19 protein-coding genes are annotated in these 17,107 nt (G+C 36.1%); 6 read left to right on the top strand and 13 right to left on the bottom strand.

The window, feature by feature from the left end:
* Positions 1 to 87 precede the first annotated feature (87 nt).
* The 6 genes from FLUTA_RS17345 to FLUTA_RS17375 all read right to left on the bottom strand — a co-directional run bounded on the left by FLUTA_RS17345 (position 88) and on the right by FLUTA_RS17375 (position 5,288).
* On the bottom strand, positions 88 to 1,989 hold the full coding sequence (locus FLUTA_RS17345) for a M56 family metallopeptidase (protein WP_013688209.1): 1,902 nt from the start codon (positions 1,987 to 1,989) through the stop codon (positions 88 to 90).
* 21 nt (positions 1,990 to 2,010) lie between these two features.
* Positions 2,011 to 2,412 (bottom strand): BlaI/MecI/CopY family transcriptional regulator, encoded by a 402-nt coding sequence (locus FLUTA_RS17350; RefSeq protein ID WP_013688210.1) that lies wholly within the window; start codon positions 2,410 to 2,412, stop codon positions 2,011 to 2,013.
* 265 nt (positions 2,413 to 2,677) lie between these two features.
* A complete protein-coding gene (locus tag FLUTA_RS17355; protein WP_148235465.1) occupies positions 2,678 to 3,121 on the bottom strand; it encodes a hypothetical protein in 444 nt (147 codons plus the stop codon).
* A 127-nt stretch (positions 3,122 to 3,248) separates the two neighbouring features.
* Positions 3,249 to 3,521 (bottom strand): zinc-dependent peptidase, encoded by a 273-nt coding sequence (locus FLUTA_RS17360; protein WP_043023913.1) that lies wholly within the window; start codon positions 3,519 to 3,521, stop codon positions 3,249 to 3,251.
* A gap of 209 nt (positions 3,522 to 3,730) precedes the next feature.
* Positions 3,731 to 4,243, bottom strand: coding sequence for a hypothetical protein (locus tag FLUTA_RS17365; RefSeq protein ID WP_013688213.1), 513 nt, complete (start codon positions 4,241 to 4,243; stop codon positions 3,731 to 3,733).
* A gap of 463 nt (positions 4,244 to 4,706) precedes the next feature.
* Positions 4,707 to 5,288: a hypothetical protein gene (locus FLUTA_RS17375; RefSeq protein ID WP_013688215.1), complete on the bottom strand. Its 582-nt coding sequence runs from the start codon at positions 5,286 to 5,288 to the stop codon at positions 4,707 to 4,709.
* Positions 5,289 to 5,402: 114 nt separating this feature from the next.
* Between FLUTA_RS17375 and FLUTA_RS17380 the strand changes: the two genes are divergently transcribed.
* Positions 5,403 to 7,208 (top strand): toxin-antitoxin system YwqK family antitoxin, encoded by a 1,806-nt coding sequence (locus FLUTA_RS17380; RefSeq protein ID WP_013688216.1) that lies wholly within the window; start codon positions 5,403 to 5,405, stop codon positions 7,206 to 7,208.
* A 98-nt stretch (positions 7,209 to 7,306) separates the two neighbouring features.
* Here FLUTA_RS17380 and FLUTA_RS17385 read toward each other — a convergent pair whose 3' ends face one another.
* The 4 genes from FLUTA_RS17385 to FLUTA_RS17400 all read right to left on the bottom strand — a co-directional run bounded on the left by FLUTA_RS17385 (position 7,307) and on the right by FLUTA_RS17400 (position 10,131).
* The gene (locus FLUTA_RS17385) at positions 7,307 to 7,633 is read right to left on the bottom strand and encodes a hypothetical protein (RefSeq protein WP_013688217.1); all 327 of its coding nucleotides are present in this window, start codon (positions 7,631 to 7,633) and stop codon (positions 7,307 to 7,309) included.
* A 98-nt stretch (positions 7,634 to 7,731) separates the two neighbouring features.
* A complete protein-coding gene (locus FLUTA_RS17390; RefSeq protein ID WP_013688218.1) occupies positions 7,732 to 8,349 on the bottom strand; it encodes a hypothetical protein in 618 nt (205 codons plus the stop codon).
* Between the two features lie 14 nt (positions 8,350 to 8,363).
* Positions 8,364 to 9,560 carry a glycosyltransferase family 87 protein gene (locus FLUTA_RS17395; protein WP_013688219.1) on the bottom strand — a complete coding sequence of 399 codons (1,197 nt, stop codon included), beginning with the start codon at positions 9,558 to 9,560 and terminating at the stop codon, positions 8,364 to 8,366.
* Between the two features lie 88 nt (positions 9,561 to 9,648).
* On the bottom strand, positions 9,649 to 10,131 hold the full coding sequence (locus tag FLUTA_RS17400; RefSeq protein ID WP_013688220.1) for a hypothetical protein: 483 nt from the start codon (positions 10,129 to 10,131) through the stop codon (positions 9,649 to 9,651).
* 103 nt (positions 10,132 to 10,234) lie between these two features.
* Between FLUTA_RS17400 and FLUTA_RS17405 the strand changes: the two genes are divergently transcribed.
* The 4 genes from FLUTA_RS17405 to FLUTA_RS17420 all read left to right on the top strand — a co-directional run bounded on the left by FLUTA_RS17405 (position 10,235) and on the right by FLUTA_RS17420 (position 13,213).
* Positions 10,235 to 10,936: a ceramidase domain-containing protein gene (locus FLUTA_RS17405; RefSeq protein ID WP_013688221.1), complete on the top strand. Its 702-nt coding sequence runs from the start codon at positions 10,235 to 10,237 to the stop codon at positions 10,934 to 10,936.
* A 44-nt stretch (positions 10,937 to 10,980) separates the two neighbouring features.
* A complete protein-coding gene (locus tag FLUTA_RS17410) occupies positions 10,981 to 11,346 on the top strand; it encodes a hypothetical protein (protein WP_013688222.1) in 366 nt (121 codons plus the stop codon).
* A gap of 91 nt (positions 11,347 to 11,437) precedes the next feature.
* A complete protein-coding gene (locus FLUTA_RS17415; protein WP_013688223.1) occupies positions 11,438 to 11,986 on the top strand; it encodes a GNAT family N-acetyltransferase in 549 nt (182 codons plus the stop codon).
* 84 nt (positions 11,987 to 12,070) lie between these two features.
* Positions 12,071 to 13,213, top strand: a complete 1,143-nt coding sequence (locus FLUTA_RS17420; protein ID WP_013688224.1) for an AI-2E family transporter — start codon at positions 12,071 to 12,073, stop codon at positions 13,211 to 13,213.
* Here the strand turns inward: FLUTA_RS17420 and FLUTA_RS17425 are convergent.
* The 3 genes from FLUTA_RS17425 to FLUTA_RS17435 are packed head-to-tail and all read right to left on the bottom strand — an operon-like array spanning position 13,200 to position 15,375.
* Positions 13,200 to 13,910, bottom strand: coding sequence for a Dph6-related ATP pyrophosphatase (locus FLUTA_RS17425; RefSeq protein WP_013688225.1), 711 nt, complete (start codon positions 13,908 to 13,910; stop codon positions 13,200 to 13,202). The two genes, FLUTA_RS17420 and FLUTA_RS17425, sit on opposite strands and share 14 nt — an antisense overlap.
* A complete protein-coding gene (locus FLUTA_RS17430) occupies positions 13,898 to 14,752 on the bottom strand; it encodes an aminotransferase class IV (RefSeq protein ID WP_013688226.1) in 855 nt (284 codons plus the stop codon). Before FLUTA_RS17430 ends, FLUTA_RS17425 begins: the two co-directional genes overlap by 13 nt.
* The gene (locus tag FLUTA_RS17435; protein WP_013688227.1) at positions 14,749 to 15,375 is read right to left on the bottom strand and encodes a rhomboid family intramembrane serine protease; all 627 of its coding nucleotides are present in this window, start codon (positions 15,373 to 15,375) and stop codon (positions 14,749 to 14,751) included. The genes FLUTA_RS17430 and FLUTA_RS17435 overlap by 4 nt, the downstream gene beginning before the upstream one ends.
* Positions 15,376 to 15,429: 54 nt before the next feature.
* Here FLUTA_RS17435 and FLUTA_RS17440 point away from each other — a divergent pair, with 54 nt between their 5' ends.
* Positions 15,430 to 17,037: a L,D-transpeptidase family protein gene (locus tag FLUTA_RS17440; protein ID WP_013688228.1), complete on the top strand. Its 1,608-nt coding sequence runs from the start codon at positions 15,430 to 15,432 to the stop codon at positions 17,035 to 17,037.
* The last annotated feature ends 70 nt before the right edge of the window (positions 17,038 to 17,107 follow it).

Consider the following 17,107-nt stretch of genomic DNA (forward strand, 5'->3'; position numbering starts at 1 on the left):
TTTGTTTACAAGTAAGGTGTTCGCGCTAGCGATCTACTTTACTTCATCTTTAACTAACTGATGTCTAAACTGTACTTAAGACATTCTTTAATGCACATCAATGTTGTGTAAGATGCGCATGCCCGGTTTGATGTGTTTTTTCACTTCTCTGAAAAGTGATTCAGATTGTGTTTTTCCGTTAATTATTAAGATTTTCTCATTCAATTCGAAGGAGTGAATTTCGCCCTTGTAACCTGCTTTTTTTAGATCATCGATAACAATTTGGGTGATGTCTTTGTCAGGAGCTAATCTCATCTCTTTTTCCTGCTGTTTCAATTTTGCATCAATCTTGCGCGATTGTTCATCGATTTTGCGTGACTGCTCGTCAATTTTTCGTGCTTCGATATCGATTTTATCTGATTCCACCTGAATCTTAGCCTGTTCTTCTTCGATACGGCGCTGTGCGTCATCGTGTTTTTTCCAGTTAATCTTCCCGTCTTTTTTTTGAGTTTCGGCTTCGAGTATCTTCACCTGCTTGTCAATAACTGCTACATGTTTATCAATAACTGCTGAATGCTTGTCAATGATTGCCGAGTGTGAGTTTATGATTTTGGATGCTTCATCAATGATGCGTTGCTCTTCTGTGAGATCAACTTCTGGATAATCACCAGCTGTATATCCATCAATTTCTGAAGAAGCAATGGCGGCTTCATACCCGTTAATCAACTGCTTGATTTGAGGAAGGTACTTCTCACGGTTTTTTCTGGTAATCAGTTCACCGTCGACCTTCAAATTTTCCAGATTCTCCGGAATCTGATACAGAACCCCATCTTTCTTAAAAATGTATACGTATGATTTCTTGTTTTTTGCCTCATCCACATACCGGATTGCAGTTCCTTCTGGAATATCCTTCGGATTGTATTTTTCGTTACTCAGGGCATCCGATGCAGGCAATTTAATTTCTTGTGCAGATGAAGAATTCACGTTCAAAACAACTAGAAATAGAACCACACTCATCGCGACACAAGCCGACAGAAAGTACTTTTCCCGAACGCTGAGCATCTTGTTACTGTTGAAAAGAATCCGTTTTGCGCGGTCTGCTAGCTTCATTTTCTGATCACCGAATTGCAGGGCGAACCGCTGTGTATTCATGTTGTATTCCTGGAAGGAAATCAGGGCATTTACAAATTCCTTTTTATTGTTTGTCACACTGATTGCTAAATCATCGCAGCAATTTTCACGTTCGTCTTTCAACAAGGAGGAAATCCACAAAATACCAGGATTAAAGAAAAATAAGATTTCAATGAATGTTTGCATGAGGTTAACGGCATAATCACTCCGACGAATGTGTGCAAGCTCGTGCAGCAAAATAGCCTCTACCTGGTCTTGGGGGATATTGTTCAATAATCCGACTGGTACCAGAACAACTGGTTTGAAAAATCCTGTTACCGATGGAATCGTCACTAATTTGGATTCCAATAATTGAACATTGCGTTTGATGCGGAGTGAAACTTGAAGTTCTGATACGCGTTTCCGCCACATTTCTGGTGGAGCAATCGTTTGATAATTTCGTGCACGGTAAACTTGCCGTAAATCGCCCGTCATTCGGATGCATTTGAACATGAAAACGACAAACCAACTGAAAACGATCCATGAACCAAACTTACTTATGAATGTGGAGATTAGTGAAAGAGGAGTACTCGCCTCTTCAGTGGTTACTGCTCCAGAAAATGAAACAAGATGTTCTGTTTTAAAATTACTTTTCACCAATTTATCCGCTTGTAAAACGAATGTTTGCGTTTCGAATTCATTGTAGAAAATGAAACCGATTGTCACTAAAAATACAATACTCAATCCTGCGAGCAAATTGTACCGTATTGCCGACGTTGCTTTTTTTGTAAGCAAAAGTGTAAGTCCTGCCAGTAAGGCCGCTGCGAGTCCCAGCCAAAGCGAATGGATGATTGTCCAGCTGACTGCTTTGATAATTGAGTCGTTCACTAAAAAATTCATAGTATCGAGTTTAAAAGGTTTTTATTTCTTGTCCAGTTGGTCCAACATAGCGCGAATTGCATCCAATTCTTCCGGTGAAGTTTTTTTGTTGCCTAACAACTGCATCATGAGGTTGGTACTTGAACCGTTGAACATTGTATCGATGAACTTGTCCAATAAAACAGTTTTCGTCTGATTTTCTTCGATTGCTGGGCTGTAAATGTGCTTCATACTCGATGCGTCCCGCAATAACATTTCTTTCTCAGTCATGATTTGCATGAGCTTCAATGTGGAAGTATATTGTACGGCACGTTTCTGTTCGTTCAGATAATCATTTACGAAACGAACAGTTGAAGGACCGTTTTTCCAAAGAACCTGCAAAATCTCCAATTCTGATTTTGTCGGTTCCGATTGCGAATTATTTCCAGAGTTATTTGCTTTCATTTTTCAAAGGTAGGAAATTTTTCGTACGAAACAAGTGATAGGTTTGTTTTAACAAAAAAAAGAGCGCTTTTGTTCTTCTGTGCTGCTGATTAATCTGCCGAATAACAAGGATGATTCTGCTTCAGAAGTAATATTTATATGGAGGTAATTGGGAACAATAAAACTTTGAAGCAGGTGCTTTCAATATCGTTCAATGTAGCTTCTGAGCTTATTTTTGGAAGAACAGCTGCACTGTCAACCTATCGCAAATCCATGACAGGACATTTTAATCAACAACTAAAGTCCAATTTACTTTATGACTTTCTACGATCTTTGTGAAAATTGCGGAAGTCCCTCTATTTTTAGCCAAGATAACAGTGTCAGATCCTTTAATGATTTCCAAACGCTTAAACAATACGAAATCAGAAATCCGATCAAGATCTTCGTTCATTGTATTGACAAGATAACATAGTCTGCCCGGGGCAATCACAAAAGAATGCACTTTAGTTATGCTGTCATATTTTTCCTCAAATCGACCATGACCGGTGGGTCCAACACCAGGGCCACCATCAAAACGAAGACTATCATCATGTTCCAATAAGATGTAATTTACATGAAGAGTGTCTGAACTATTGTTCTGAATTTGAACATGAAAGAAATTCGAATCACACGAAGTGAAAAACATAGCGCTCAGTAGAAGAATGAAGGTTATCGTTGGTTTTAGCATCATCTTATGTATTTGATAGGGATTCTAATCCCATGTTTCTGAATGGAGTTGGAAATATAAGGAAACAATAAAACTTTTTCGCCCTTTTGAAATGAAATAAAACAGTGTCTCCTCTCCTGCCAGAATTTTCTCAATTCATCAAAGCCGATTTCACCTCTCGCGGATCTTTCGGCGGATTTTTCGATCTTCTTTTTGGATTGTAAAACTCATCCAGCTTTTGATAAAGCTCCGGGTGTTCCAGTTTCATTTTTTCCGGACTTTCGAAAAAGAATTCAGTGACTACTGCCAAAAACTCGGCATGATTGGTCGATCCGTATTCGCGGATACTGGAATTCCCAGTATGCATAGCTTTCATTTTAGTATGGATAATCTGCAACCAAGGATTGATGTCGATTTCCTTCATGATTTTTTTATTATTACTAAGTAATAGAGCTGTTTTTTGTATTCTGATCTTATCGGTCTGAAAAACTGATTGTAGTTAGGAAAACTACTACTGCCATTATTGATTTTTTCATGTTTACTTTTATTAAATTCTTAAAATGGAAAAAACAAAATATAGATTAATAATTTTCACATTAAAAAAAATCGATAAGATTAGTCTCTCCAAGGCTCTTATTCTGCCACCTTCGCACTAATTAACTGAACCTGAAAAGTTGAATAAGCTTGAGGGTATGATTCAATTTTGAAAGAAAAGCTAATGGATGAATTGGGCTCTAGGTATTCGTAAATGGTATACGTTTTTTCTTCAATCAGTGAATTCGTTCTGGAGTAAAAAAGGATTTTTATTTTCGCGTCTTTAAACTGTCCTAATGTAGCCTTATTATGTATGTTTCCAGTAAAAATTGCCCCATCAGGTTCATATTCCGCATCTCGAAAAAGTCCCTCGCTTCTTGTTTGGATTGTTTGCTCACTCATTTTCACATCTTCACATGACAGATATTCTAAGGGGGAATTTTCTTCAGATGCTTTCAATTCTGCTCTTAGTTCTTCAGGACTTTTTTCTATTTCAGACGCTGGAGATTTTTTTTCGATCTGATTACTGGAATTAGTGTCTTGAGAACTGTTTTCGCAATTCGTAAGTGTGAAAAGAATTGTGATTAGGAATAAATGAATGAATAGTTTCATGTGTCGGCAACAATTTAGGATCCGAATGTAAGTATTAGATTTTCAAATTGCAAACGGGATCATGTCAGGTAAATATCGAAATATCAGAACCCGACCGAAAAATCACTCATTAAGAACAGAAAAATGCTTAACATCAAATCGAGAGACGCTAGAAAAAGAAAAAAGACAAATAAATTTGATTTGTACCGAATTTTATCTTTTCGGAAAATCCAGTAATAGATACTAATCACGAGTATATTTAATACGCTTGGTCCATACATGAATACAGCTTGTTGCAGACTTCCTTCTGGAACATTTTCAATCCCCAATCCAGAAAGTATGTTTGTACCAAAAAACAAATCACAAGCACAAACGATTCTTAAGAAAAAGGATAAGAGAATCATTAAAATCAAGACAATAAACATACTTTTCATTATCTTAAAAATACTGAATATCAATTAATTAGATGGATAAATATTCGTAATTATTTCTTATACTGCTTCATGGTATAATCGTAATTAAAGAACATATCGTAATAAACTTTAATATTATCGGGAACTGAATTGCTGTCGAAATCAAAGTCAATGTAAAATGATCCTGCAGAAACATTCTTGAAGACTTGAGTCAAATCTTCAGTGGAAATAGTGTAAGTGATTTTAGTACTACTACAGTTACTGAATGTCGCAATCGTTGTTTCCGTATTCATGTCTTTAAACACAATTTTTGAATTCGTTAAATGATCTTGCATAAACGATCCTTGCGTTACAATATTTACAACAGCTGTACTTGCTTTGATATTAGAAATTTGAATTTCATTAAATTTAACTGGTTTTCCGTCGTCAGTTGTTTCATTGGCAGACTTCGCTACCTGACCCATCATTTCAATGTAAGGATCAGCTCCTTCCAAGACTATTCGGTCCATAAAAACTACAGGTCTAATCTCATGTGGATATTCATAACTGGAACGGTATGCCAAACCTGAACTTCCACCTTGGGTCATTTCTTTCTTTTTACAAGAAAACAAGCTTACTGCGAGGATTAAAAAAGTAGCTACATGTAGTTTCATAGGATGAAAATTAAATTTGGAAGTAAATATAATTGGTTTTCTTGGAAGAAGAAATTTTGGCATTGAAAAACAAGTGTAACTTAACCTTTCTGCAAAGTAATTATCTTTAGACCTATGAAAAAAACATCCTTTCTCCTTCACTTTATATTCTTCTTTGCCTCCCTTCCTCTTTTCGCTCAGGTGGAATACGAAGTGATTGAAGCGCCAAGAACTGAAGTAATAGAAACAAAGGAAGAAGAGCGAGAAGTTTATATCTCGGATGGTACTTATGTCAAATACTTGGGAAATCGTATTATTGCTTCTGGTTTTCATAAAAAGAAAGTGTTCGAGGGAGTGTATAAAGAATTTGATGCAAACGGAAAAATAGAAACGATCCGGAATTATAAAAATGGTCTTCTGGATGGCGAAGTAATCAACTATTTCGGAGTGCTAACGCTGAAGAGGTATTATACCAATGATATTCAAACAGGTTATGAAACCAGGACTAATAGTATGGGTGAGGAAGAGTTTAAAGCAGGACCTTTTTTTGCCGGCGCTAAAAAAGAGCATGTATTTCTGTACAAGGAGCTTTTCCCCTTTAAACAGGATCAATGGATAGGAAAATTTGACACTATTTTTTTAAAATCCAATAAGGCTCCTGAAATTCACCGCTGGTATTTTCTTTTGAGCAAGGGTTCCGTAATAGATACTCTTTTTCATGGGGTCTGCAGCTTAAAAAACGCTCAATTGGCGGAATATACGGTTGGCAATATCCAGCTTTTATTGATGGATGATGTAGTTTATCGAACACAGGATTTCGAATACCTGACTTTCGATCGTCCGAAAGAAGTGATTATTTACGAAAAAAATGGCTTCCTTCGTGCGAAAACTTTCCCTTCTTACCGATTGGAATATTACCCAAATGGAAAACTGAAAGATTCCATCACTGCTGCTGAGGCTGGTGATTATTATCATTTCCGGTTTGATGAATCTGGCAATGAATTGTTCAAATCAAAAAAAGAGGTGTTTTCAGAGGATGAATATGGAATGAATAAAAAAATCCGTTTGACTTATGACTACCTTCGAAATAAGCAGGTTTTTTACCGGATTACGAGTGTGAATTATATACCTAAAAAAGTAAGTAGTTCAAATGATTCGATCAATGATGTGATTCAAAAAGGAGCATTTACAGATTATTACGGAACAACATACATCACTCGTCCCGATGGTGAGATCGATACTTCTTATTCAAAGGAATTGTTTGCGATCCGCTACCTTAAAAAACTTAAACCCGGTCGGTATTATTATCTGGGCACTGCTAATGCGGGTTCTTTAGAATACCTGGACGTAAGCGAATCCGGTAATATTACAGTTGTTAGAACTTCACTTACCAGGCTGAATGCTTTGAGCTATCGCGACGAGATGAAGATCGTATTTCAAAAGGATTCACTTTATCAGTTATATGACGGGATTAACTCTACCTCTACTACCCGGAAAGTGATATGGAGCAAAACCGGTAAGTTGTATTCCGTGGATTCCAAACGGAATGTGCTGGATTATCCCAATTTTACGACTATAGAGCAATTGATATTTGAATCTTACAAAGATAGTATTCATCGTTTTCGGAGTATCATGCTGACGGAAAAGGAATACCAGGCTGCGTTGAAATTGAAACATATCTCCAGCATTTCCAAAAAGGATTTTATGGGTTACATGGAGGAATTGGAGGCTATTCGAATCACTGAGCGTGACTTTAAAAAGAATTATAGTTCCGATGAAGCCAAAATGATTCGACTGGAATCACGTCAACTATTTGAGCTTTTATACAAGAAAGGGTTCAATCCTTATTTTTCGGAGTCAGAATTTGGAAAGTTAATGGAAAGCTATCAGCTTACGAAGGAAGAAAAATCTTCTGTAAAGCGTACTCTACGAAATCCTTGAATTGGTTACTATTTTACTTCTTTTAATTTCCGAAAAATCTAAAACAAAAAAAACGGCTTTCACCGTTTTCTTGATTTGATGGTTAGAATGCCTTCAGTTTACTTCTGAACCTGAAATTTGAATGTGTAGTTGAACGTGTTTCCGACCAAACTTTGGGGTACTTTAATCTTGATCTGCTGCACTTGTTTTTCGATTATTGCTTTCATTTCCTCAGAATCTGAAGCTATTTGAAGGATTTCCAATTTATTCTCTGCTAGAATTCGCACTTTAACGTAAACACTTGCTTCAACTCCTTTTTCTCGAAGTGATTCTGGATAAGAAATTTTACGGTGTATAATACGATCTAAACTATTGTCGCCATGCCCAGCAAATGCGGATGTAAAAGTGGTTAAGAAGAGTGTGATAACTAAGATTGTTGCTTTCATAATACGAAGATTGAATTGGTTTCCCGTAAGACCAACTCACTCTCGATTTGTTACAGCATGTACAATTATTTGATTGTTAAAGAATGTGAAAAATCTTCCTAGCTCTTCATTCCAGCCTTCTGACGCTGTTTAATATCGTCTGGGATCTCTCCTGAAAGGAGCCACTCTAAATCTAGTTTGTATTGCACAGCAGCATTTTTTAAAATTTCATGGGCTTCGATTAATTCTCCCAACTTTTCCAAATCGGATCTGAAATCTGCGCGATAATCTTCATGGGTTCCTTGAATGAGAATCAATGTTTTGAAAATTTTCGTAATCAGATAACTGATAAACTTCAATGTCTTTTTATCGTTTAAATTTCGAATGATTGCGCCTTTTTTTTCGATCGAATTATTGAGCAATAATAAATTTAAGCTAATTTCTCCAAGCTTATCATTTGTTGTTTTCACATGTGAAGTGATTGCTCCGCTCAGATAACGAATTTGCATCTGGAGTTCGCCGATTGATTTTGAATAACTCGAAATTCTTTCTAAACGATTCACAATCACTACTTCTAATTCCTCACGAAGTTCTTCAGCAGTTTGCGTGCTTACCAATTCAAAATAAAGTTTTTTGGCGAGTGAAATGTCTCGTTTCAATAAACGTAGAAACAACTTATCTTTCTCCTTGACAGGTAAATTCAATAAAGCTTCTTTGAATTCTTTTTCAAATGTCATGATTTTCTAATTCGTTATATTCCTGTTTCGCTACCAATTACAGGCTGTCTGTTTCTTGGAATAGTTAAAAAAGTAATGATAAATACGCAATTCCCTATTCCAAGCAGGCCATTGTCTGAAACAAAATCGGAGAAGTCTCCCAATAATTCAGGGGAATTGAATGAAAACAACAGCATCCCCAAACCAAATCCAATCCAATGGAACCATTTTCCGTGATTTAGAAGTGCCGCAAAAAGTAACCAAATTAAGGGCAACGATAGCAAAAAGTGTTCTGTATCTGTGGTGAAAAAATTCGGGATGAATGCAGAGAAAATTGCAGTCCAAACAAAGAGAACTTCTGTTTCCGACTTTTTGAATCGGAATACATCGTTTATTAAAAGTAAAATGAGTGTCAATAGACAAATCAACGGAGTAATCCAAGCTGCTGAGAATCCAGTATGAATTTTCACCAAAGTTGCAATTGAATTATTACTTGTTAAGTATTCCCCATGAGCAGAAATTGCTTTGAACCAGTCTTGCCAAAGAGTCCAATTCGCTTTAAATCCAACATGAATTGCTGGGAAAAGGAAAAATAAGATTCCAAATCCAGCCATGAGTGCGATAGATTTCCATTGTTTTGTGAATACGAGTGGCAATAAGACGAAGATCATAATGGGTTTCAAAACAACCATCAAACTCCACCAAATAGCAACTGGAAGGTTTTTTTTCTGAAGCACTGCCTTTAAACCAAGATTAAAGAAAAGTAATAGCAACAAATTGACATTCCCCAAGTGAAGTTCCCGCGTGATATGAATCGCTACGCAAGCAAAAGCCAAATACAGCATTCCAGATGGAATTTTTCGACTTCCCATAACGGGAAATCTCTCCAACAATGTACGGATATTCAAGAAGGAATAAATCAATGAAAATGCCAGTAAAATAAGGTGAATACACTGACCTACTCCAAATGAAACTGCGGTTTGAGGAGCAAATAAGTATAAGGTAAATGGTGTGTACTTGAAGAACCCGGTATCAAGTCCGTAATTGTGTTGATACGGATTGTTTCCTGCAAAGAAATCACGTGTAGCTTCGTAATAGACCTGAAAATCACTTGTCCATAAGCGACCGTTGTTCCATTCGACAAAAGCAAACAACGTGCAAAAAGCGACCAGAAATAAGGTGAATATCCATTCAGATCGTGTTATTCTACTCCAGCTTTTTGTGTACTCCATACCTTACTTTAATGCATGTAAAAATAAGGAATGCTCAGAGATAGAGGCAAAATTTGGGATAATATAAATCAAAGTAATCGAGAAGAACTTAAAAATCCAATATGTCGGAATCTAAGTTTGCCCTTTTTTCTTTTGGGGGAGCACTAATCGCTTTCGTAAAAGATTGAGTAATCAAGACTACTTGGGCGATGAGTAGTAAATAAAACCCTAACAACATTGAATCTGGTAGCGGATACCCATGTCCTTCTGAAGTACCATAAATCAATGCTACTAATGAAACTCCAAATATGAAAGCGGTGGAAATAGCCGTTGCGAAAGATTTCGGAAAGTAAAAGCGAGCAAATACTAATAAAACAGCTAATCCCAAATTTGTAAGAGCAAACAAAGAGCCAAAACCATTGAATACAATCATTCGCGCTCTGAATTCGGTTGATTGATAGATTTCTACAATGAAAAAAGAGTCTTTTGAAAAATTCATTTGTGGTCTAAATCCTTCATAAAACGGAAGAAACATGGAGATAAGAATAATCCCAAAACAAACAAGCGTAAAGAAGGCTGAATTATTTTTCATGCTAAAAGTCTGTCAAAAGCTAGTTTTATGGCGTTAAACTATCTTTTTTAAGTGAAATCGCCCAATTTTCATCTTAAATTTATTCCAAGAATTACTTTTTATAATGGATTTACTTTCAGAAACACTTCAGATTATCGACAACGGTCCTATTTATAGAGAGACGAAAGATCTTTCACTACTCATTGTAGAACCTTGGAATGCATGGTCTTCGCTTACATTTTTAGTTCCGGCATTGATTTTTCTATGGCAACTTCGGGGACACTACTCTGAATACAAGTTTATCATTTGGTTTTGTTGTCCTTTGCTCGTTTTAGGAGGATTGGGAAGTACTTTTTTTCATGCATTCAGAGCTTCTTACTTGTTATTGTTGATGGATGCACTTCCAATTATTGTGTTGGTACTAGGAATTAGTATTTGGATGTGGCTCAAGGTTCTTCCTCAAAAAATTTATTTAGTTTGGATTTTATTGATTTTTGGGGGGTTAACGATTCTTTCAGGATTTTTTTTAGAAGGTCAAGATCGGATTTCAGCTAGTTACTTTTTCCGTGGATGGATGTTATTGCTCCCATGTTATTTGTTTTTGAGACGTACGGCGTTTCAAAATGCCACTAAATTTCTCGTTGCACTATTGTTCTTTGTCCTTGCACTTCTATTTCGATTTTTAGATGAAAAGCTCTATGTATCATTTATGCCCTGGGGAACACATTGGCTATGGCATGTCTCAACAGCATTTGGCGCATATTTTTTAGGTGATTATTTGATTAAAAATGCGGTGTTAAAAACGGAAATAATCAAGAAAAAATAGTGTTTCTGCCGACTTTTTATTTAATTTGCATAAACTTTTGAACTATGAAAAAACTAATTATCCTGTCTTTTTGTGTGATTTCTGCGATGTCTTGTACAAAAGAAAAGTTTTCTGGAACTCAATCTTTTTGGTACGATGAAGACACTGCAGATGATTTAGTTGCATATGGAATTACTGAGATTAGTATGTATGTAGACGGTAATTTATTAAATACCGTTGATGCATCTGATCACTTTATAAAGGATCCAGGATGTGGTTCAGGAAATTTTGTTTTTGTTGATCCAGGAATGTTCAAAAGAGAAAATAAAACACATTCATACAAGGTTTACAATCAGGTAGACAGTTTAATTTGGGAAGGTGTTTTCCAAATGTCACAGGGTAAATGCAATTCGCTTAGACTGGTTAAATAATTTAGAATCTAATATTAGATGAAAGTCCACTTTAGATTTCTAAGGTGGACTTTCTATTTTAAGTAGATAATTCTCCAAATAAAAGATTGAAATGAAATTTCTTCCAATACACAAGACATTGAAAGATGGACGAATTGTTTTGATTCGAGCTGTTGAAATTGCTGATGCCACTAAAATCATTGAATTTGTTCATGGATTTGTGTACGATTCAGAATTCGTTCCGCTAGTTGAAGGAGAATTTAATCCAACTTTGCCTGAAGAAGAGTTAATCTTGAAAAACTATGTGGATCGCAGTAATTCCTTATTCTTAGTTGCTGAATTTGAAGGACAGATCATTGCAAATATAAACTTAGACGGAAACCAACGCCAAATTATGCGACATACCGCTGTTTTTGGAATGGGAATGCATTTAGAATGGCAAAATTGTGGTTTGGGAACGATTATTCTTCAATCCGCTATTGATTGGGCAAGAAATCATTCAGAATTGGAACTCTTATTTTTACAAGTTTATGCGGAGAATGAAGCTGGCATAGCACTTTATAAGAAATTGGGGTTTGTAGAGAATGGCCGAATGCCTAATATGTTTAAGCAAAATAATCGCTATCACGATGAAATTACGATGCATTTGTCCCTGAAATGAGGAGTTCGATTTTCTTGTTTTAAATTTAATTAAGAACCTTAATCTGATAATCTTGTTATATTTAAGAAAATCAAGTTTTATTTTATGGAAAACGCTCAAGTTAATTATCAGAAACGCATTTTCAATATCCTACTCCTAGTAGTCATTGGTGTAATTGTTTTTTTAGGAAGTGATATCCTCTTCCCTGTTATTTTAGCTTTTATCTTTGGTGTTTTAATCCGACCAATCGACTCGTTTTTACAGAAAAAATGGCGATTTCCGAAAATTCTATCTGTTATTATTACGGTTGCCATAGCGATTGTCATTTTTGCAGGAGTATTGTTTTTGCTTGGACTTCAACTGAAAGATTTCTTCAGTGATCTTCCAAAATTAGAGAAGAACATGATGAAGGTCATTCATGACATAGGAGATTGGATCAATCATACTTTTGGTATTTCAAACTTAAAGCAGGAAAAGATTGTTAAGGAGAATTTAATGAAAGGTGGAAGTTTGGTTTCCATGGAAAGTTTTGGAACACTAACCGGAGCTTTGGTAAACTTTATTTTAGTTCCACTTTACTTGTTCCTGTTTTTATTTTATCGAGAGCTTTTATTGGGGTTTTTAATGAGATTAGTTTCAGCAAAAAGTTCCGAAAGAATGCAAATTATTGTCAATGATATCAAAGTCATTATTCGCATGTATATTTTAGGATTGTTACTTGAAATTGCAATTGTGGCTGCATTGACAACATTGGGATTGTGGCTCATTGGGGTGAAATACTCCCTTTTCTTAGGACTTTTGGTCGCACTGTTGAATTTGATTCCTTACGTTGGAATACTTGTTGCTAACTTTCTAAGTTGCTTGATCTCACTCTCGAATAATCCAGATATTCAACAATCTGTTTTAGGAATGGTCGCTGTTATTGGTGTGGTTCAACTGATTGACAACAATATATTATTGCCACGTATTGTTGGCTCCAAAGTTAGAATTAATGCGCTAGCGTCTATTTTATCAGTGATTGTTGGTGGAGCGCTAGCTGGAGTTTCAGGGATGTTTTTAGCCATACCAATTACGGCAATTTTAAAAGTTGTTTTTGATGCAGTCCCAAGCCTAGAACCTTATGGGTTTCTATTAGGTGATGAAATACCGAAAGCCTTATTCTGGACGAAAAAGAAAAAGGTAACCAAGCAAATTGTGAAGGAACAAATTAAAAACCCTAATCCAGAAGAAAAACCTAAATCGGAATAAGGTCCTGAAACCAAAATCCATATTCGATAGTTTCTTTTTCAGTTGTTTTGGCTTCGTAGGTTTTGTAAACGATTTCTCCTTTTTCGAAAAGAATTGGATTTTCAAAGATGGGCCCATCAAATACAAAGGTGTGGAACTCCCCATTTTCTCCACATGGATCTACCGTTGAAGGTAAATCGGATATAAACTCTTTGTCAATCACTCGACCTACAAACTCCTCTCCTAGTTTGGATGAATCGACACAAACAACAATTGTTTTGAATCCCAAATCAATGAATTCATGAATGAGCTCTTTGGTGTCTCTTTTCCATATCGGAAAATATGCCGAAATGCCCACTTCTTTGAGTTTTTGTTCCCGATACATGCGTAAATCCTCCAAGAAAATGTCTCCAAAAAGACAGTCGGAAATTCCTTCAGCTTTCAATTCAGTGATTGCCTGATTCATAACAGCTTCATAAGCCGACATGTCAGAACTAGTTGGTAAATGAACTGTTTTTGTTGGTATTCCGATTGATCCCGCCTGTGCTTGCAATAATTCACTGCGAACTCCATGCATGGAAATTCGATCCGCTTCTTGATTTAAAGTTGTGAGCAAATAACGAATATCAAAAGTATTTGATTGAAGTGCCTTATATAAGGCTAATGTGCTGTCCTTTCCTCCACTCCAATTGAAATATGCAGGAATTAAACGTCCCATTCTTCATTCAAGAACGTTACAATTTTACGCGCAGTTGTATTGAAATACCGTTTCGTTCGGTAACCTCCAATCCACGTAATTCCACGCACTGCATTGGTTAAGAATACTTCATCTGCCACCAATAAATTAGATGGTAAAATCGGACATTCGTAAACTTTTAATCCGTTTTTCAATGCCAAGTTGATTACTTGCATGCGCATTGTTCCCGCCAAGCAACCGTCTGAAAGACTTGGAGTGTAAAGAACTCCATTGCTAACGACGAAAATATTGCTATGTGAACTTTCTAGAATCTGACCATTGTCATTGGTTATCAACATATCGTCCAATCCTTTTTCTTTTGCTGAGATAGCAGCTAAGACGTATAGAAGTCCATTTTTTGTTTTAAAATTGGAAAGGATATTCTTCGTTTTCTTGATATCTTGATACAAATCAACTTCCAATCCTTTCGCATTCAATCCGAACAAATTCTGCTCAATAGGATAGATTTCAATAAAGTAACTAACTTCATTGGTATCAGGAAGATAAGTTCCTCCACCTAAACGATCAATTGAAAGCCTTATTCTTGCTCCTTCAGAAATTTTACACATTTGAATAAGCTCTTCAATTTGCTGTTGGAAAAATTCGGTCGTGTAAAAAGCAGGTAAACGCATTTTTAGAATTTTCGCGCCCTCTGTTAAGCGTGAGAAGTGATGTCCAAGGTTTAGAACTTTCCCGTTCATGACGCGCATGCTCTCAAAAAGTCCATCGCCATAAGTGTATCCTCTGTTTCCAGCTGCAATGGAATGTCCTGTATTACTGATGATTTTACCGTTGTTGTTTACGAATAATTCTTGGTCGCTCATTGGAGAAGGTTTTGAAATGCCGAAATCACTTGTTCAATATTAGTAATTAAAATGAAAATAATACCGAAAATCGCACCGGATATATGCGCATCGTGTGCAATATTTGTTTTTCGATTACGGTCTGAATAAATTTCAAAGGCTAAATAAATTGGCCCGAAAACCCAAGCTGGAATTGGCACAGGAATGAACATGAATCCGATTTTCATTTCTGGCTCCAACATAATCATTGCAAAAAGAATCGCCGAAGCAACTCCAGAAAGCCCCAACGATCTGTAGTTTGGATTGTCTTTGTGGCGGAAATATGAAACAGAACTGGAGGCAAACATTGAAATAATTACAAATCCCCAAAAAACAACTTCCCCAATTCTAAGTCCATAAAATTCAATCAACTTACTTTCGAAGGCTGTACCAAAGAAAAAAACAGTAATTCCATTGAACAATAAATGACCGAAATCTCCATGTAAAAAAGCATGTGTGATAAATCGATAAGATTCTCTCTCGTGCTTCACCAAATAGGGGCTAAATAGGTATTTCTCCATGAAATCACGGTTATTAAATGCCGTAAGTGACATCACTATCATGATTCCAAGAAGAATGTATGTTGAATAAATTTGAGGCTCCATATTTGAGGAAATAAGTATCTTGCAGTAAAATTGCTCATTATTTTTTGATCCTTTATGAAATTTAGCAGACTTCTATTACTTTTTCTTCCACTTGCACTCACTTTTACATTCATTAGATGTTCTGCAGACATTGACAAATCAGATCCCATTTTTGACCAAAAAGTTTCGTTGAAAAAGAGAATTTCGTTGGCCGTTGAATCCGATTTATTAACAAAATTAGATTTTCCAAAAGGAATTGTCGATTCTGTTTATGTGTTTTACAAATCACGTGATTTCAAACCTGTTTGGGCAAATGATTCCATGTTGGTGAAAAAGGGCGAAAATTGGAAAGAATTACTCAAATTCCCTTGTGCTCTTGGGCTTCCAGATAACCGTCCGTTTAAATTTAAGCAAGACTCATTAACCAATACTTCCATTGTTCAAGAGTTTATATTAACCGCTCGACTAGCTCAGTTGCAACAAGACTTAAAGGTTGGATTTTTAGATACTTCAATCAATAATTACCGCCCAATCGTTTCCATTGATGTAAAATCATTATCTAAGAGTGTTGCTCAAATGGACACGGTCAAAAAATGGGGAACTTGGCTTGCTAATATGGGACCAAAACGCCGCGAGTATCGATATTTGGCAATTGGTTTGTATCAATTTGCTTCTAAAAAAACACTTTCCAATATTCACTTTGAAATTCCAGCCCTTGTTGAAGATTCATTACGTTGTGTAGAGTTATCGAAAGAATCGTTGATCGACAAAGGATATTTGGATCCTAAAAAGAATGATGACGAGTCATTTTGGGATGCTATGAGCCGTTTTCAAGCCGATAATGGACTAAAAGCAGATGGAGTAATTGGAATTTATACACGGAAATCCTTGAATGAATCAGTTCGTTTTAAATGTCACCGTGCCATATTATCCATGGAAAGATGGCGTTGGAGAGCTCCATTTCCAGATCGTTATTTGTGGGTAAATATTCCTGAATACAAATTGCGCCTTTTTTACAATGATTCTTTACTCTCAGAACACAGAGTAGTTGTTGGCAAACCAGAAAACCAAACACCGGAGTTAAGTTCTAAATTGAGAGCAATCATTTCATTGCCTTATTGGACACAACCGCATACTATTGCAAGTAAAGAGTTTTTGCCAGCGATCCAAAACAATTCAAATTATGCAGCAAAGAACAATTACAAGGTATATCGTGGGGAAACTGAAGTAGATCCAACTACAATCAATTGGAAACGTTATAAGGAGAAAAATTTCCCATTCCGAGTTCGCCAAGAACCTGGTTCCGACAATGCCTTGGGATTGGTGAAATTTGAATTCAACAATAAATTCGGAGTTTACATCCACGATACACCATCGAAAGGATTTTTCAACAAAGATATTCGTGCATATTCTCATGGATGTATGCGTTGCGAACTGCCAGATTCATTGGCGCGTTTCATTTTAACAAGAGATGATAGGCAAAAAATGACCCGCGATTCCTTGGATACACTAATTGCTCGTAAGGAACATTTTACCATTCATTTACACAAGCCCATTCAATTGCAAGTAGATTATATCACGGTTACTACAAACGGAAAAGGCCGATTGCTTTTTTATCCAGATGTGTATGATCGCGATGAGAAATACTTGAAGATGATGAAGGTTTACCAGAAGGTGAATTAGTAATTGTCAATGTCACAATTATCAAGAGGAACTCTTTTAGATAATTTACAAAAAAGGATTTAGTACTTTT

The sequence above is a fragment of the Fluviicola taffensis DSM 16823 genome (assembly GCF_000194605.1).
Classification (GTDB): domain Bacteria; phylum Bacteroidota; class Bacteroidia; order Flavobacteriales_D; family Crocinitomicaceae; genus Fluviicola; species Fluviicola taffensis.

Excerpts from the sequence above, each read along its gene's own strand:
- FLUTA_RS17410 (WP_013688222.1), top strand. The coding sequence starts at position 10,981 with ATGAAAAAACTAATTATCCTGTCTTTTTGTGTGATTTCTGCGATGTCT.
- FLUTA_RS17375 (WP_013688215.1), bottom strand. The coding sequence starts at position 5,288 with ATGAAACTACATGTAGCTACTTTTTTAATCCTCGCAGTAAGCTTGTTT.
- FLUTA_RS17355 (WP_148235465.1), bottom strand. The coding sequence starts at position 3,121 with ATGATGCTAAAACCAACGATAACCTTCATTCTTCTACTGAGCGCTATG.
- FLUTA_RS17360 (WP_043023913.1), bottom strand. The coding sequence starts at position 3,521 with ATGAAGGAAATCGACATCAATCCTTGGTTGCAGATTATCCATACTAAA.
- FLUTA_RS17350 (WP_013688210.1), bottom strand. The coding sequence starts at position 2,412 with ATGAAAGCAAATAACTCTGGAAATAATTCGCAATCGGAACCGACAAAA.
- FLUTA_RS17425 (WP_013688225.1), bottom strand. The coding sequence starts at position 13,910 with ATGGGACGTTTAATTCCTGCATATTTCAATTGGAGTGGAGGAAAGGAC.
- FLUTA_RS17405 (WP_013688221.1), top strand. The coding sequence starts at position 10,235 with ATGGATTTACTTTCAGAAACACTTCAGATTATCGACAACGGTCCTATT.
- FLUTA_RS17440 (WP_013688228.1), top strand. The coding sequence starts at position 15,430 with ATGAAATTTAGCAGACTTCTATTACTTTTTCTTCCACTTGCACTCACT.
- FLUTA_RS17365 (WP_013688213.1), bottom strand. The coding sequence starts at position 4,243 with ATGAAACTATTCATTCATTTATTCCTAATCACAATTCTTTTCACACTT.
- FLUTA_RS17385 (WP_013688217.1), bottom strand. The coding sequence starts at position 7,633 with ATGAAAGCAACAATCTTAGTTATCACACTCTTCTTAACCACTTTTACA.
- FLUTA_RS17415 (WP_013688223.1), top strand. The coding sequence starts at position 11,438 with ATGAAATTTCTTCCAATACACAAGACATTGAAAGATGGACGAATTGTT.
- FLUTA_RS17430 (WP_013688226.1), bottom strand. The coding sequence starts at position 14,752 with ATGAGCGACCAAGAATTATTCGTAAACAACAACGGTAAAATCATCAGT.
- FLUTA_RS17400 (WP_013688220.1), bottom strand. The coding sequence starts at position 10,131 with ATGAAAAATAATTCAGCCTTCTTTACGCTTGTTTGTTTTGGGATTATT.
- FLUTA_RS17380 (WP_013688216.1), top strand. The coding sequence starts at position 5,403 with ATGAAAAAAACATCCTTTCTCCTTCACTTTATATTCTTCTTTGCCTCC.
- FLUTA_RS17390 (WP_013688218.1), bottom strand. The coding sequence starts at position 8,349 with ATGACATTTGAAAAAGAATTCAAAGAAGCTTTATTGAATTTACCTGTC.
- FLUTA_RS17420 (WP_013688224.1), top strand. The coding sequence starts at position 12,071 with ATGGAAAACGCTCAAGTTAATTATCAGAAACGCATTTTCAATATCCTA.
- FLUTA_RS17435 (WP_013688227.1), bottom strand. The coding sequence starts at position 15,375 with ATGGAGCCTCAAATTTATTCAACATACATTCTTCTTGGAATCATGATA.
- FLUTA_RS17395 (WP_013688219.1), bottom strand. The coding sequence starts at position 9,560 with ATGGAGTACACAAAAAGCTGGAGTAGAATAACACGATCTGAATGGATA.
- FLUTA_RS17345 (WP_013688209.1), bottom strand. The coding sequence starts at position 1,989 with ATGAATTTTTTAGTGAACGACTCAATTATCAAAGCAGTCAGCTGGACA.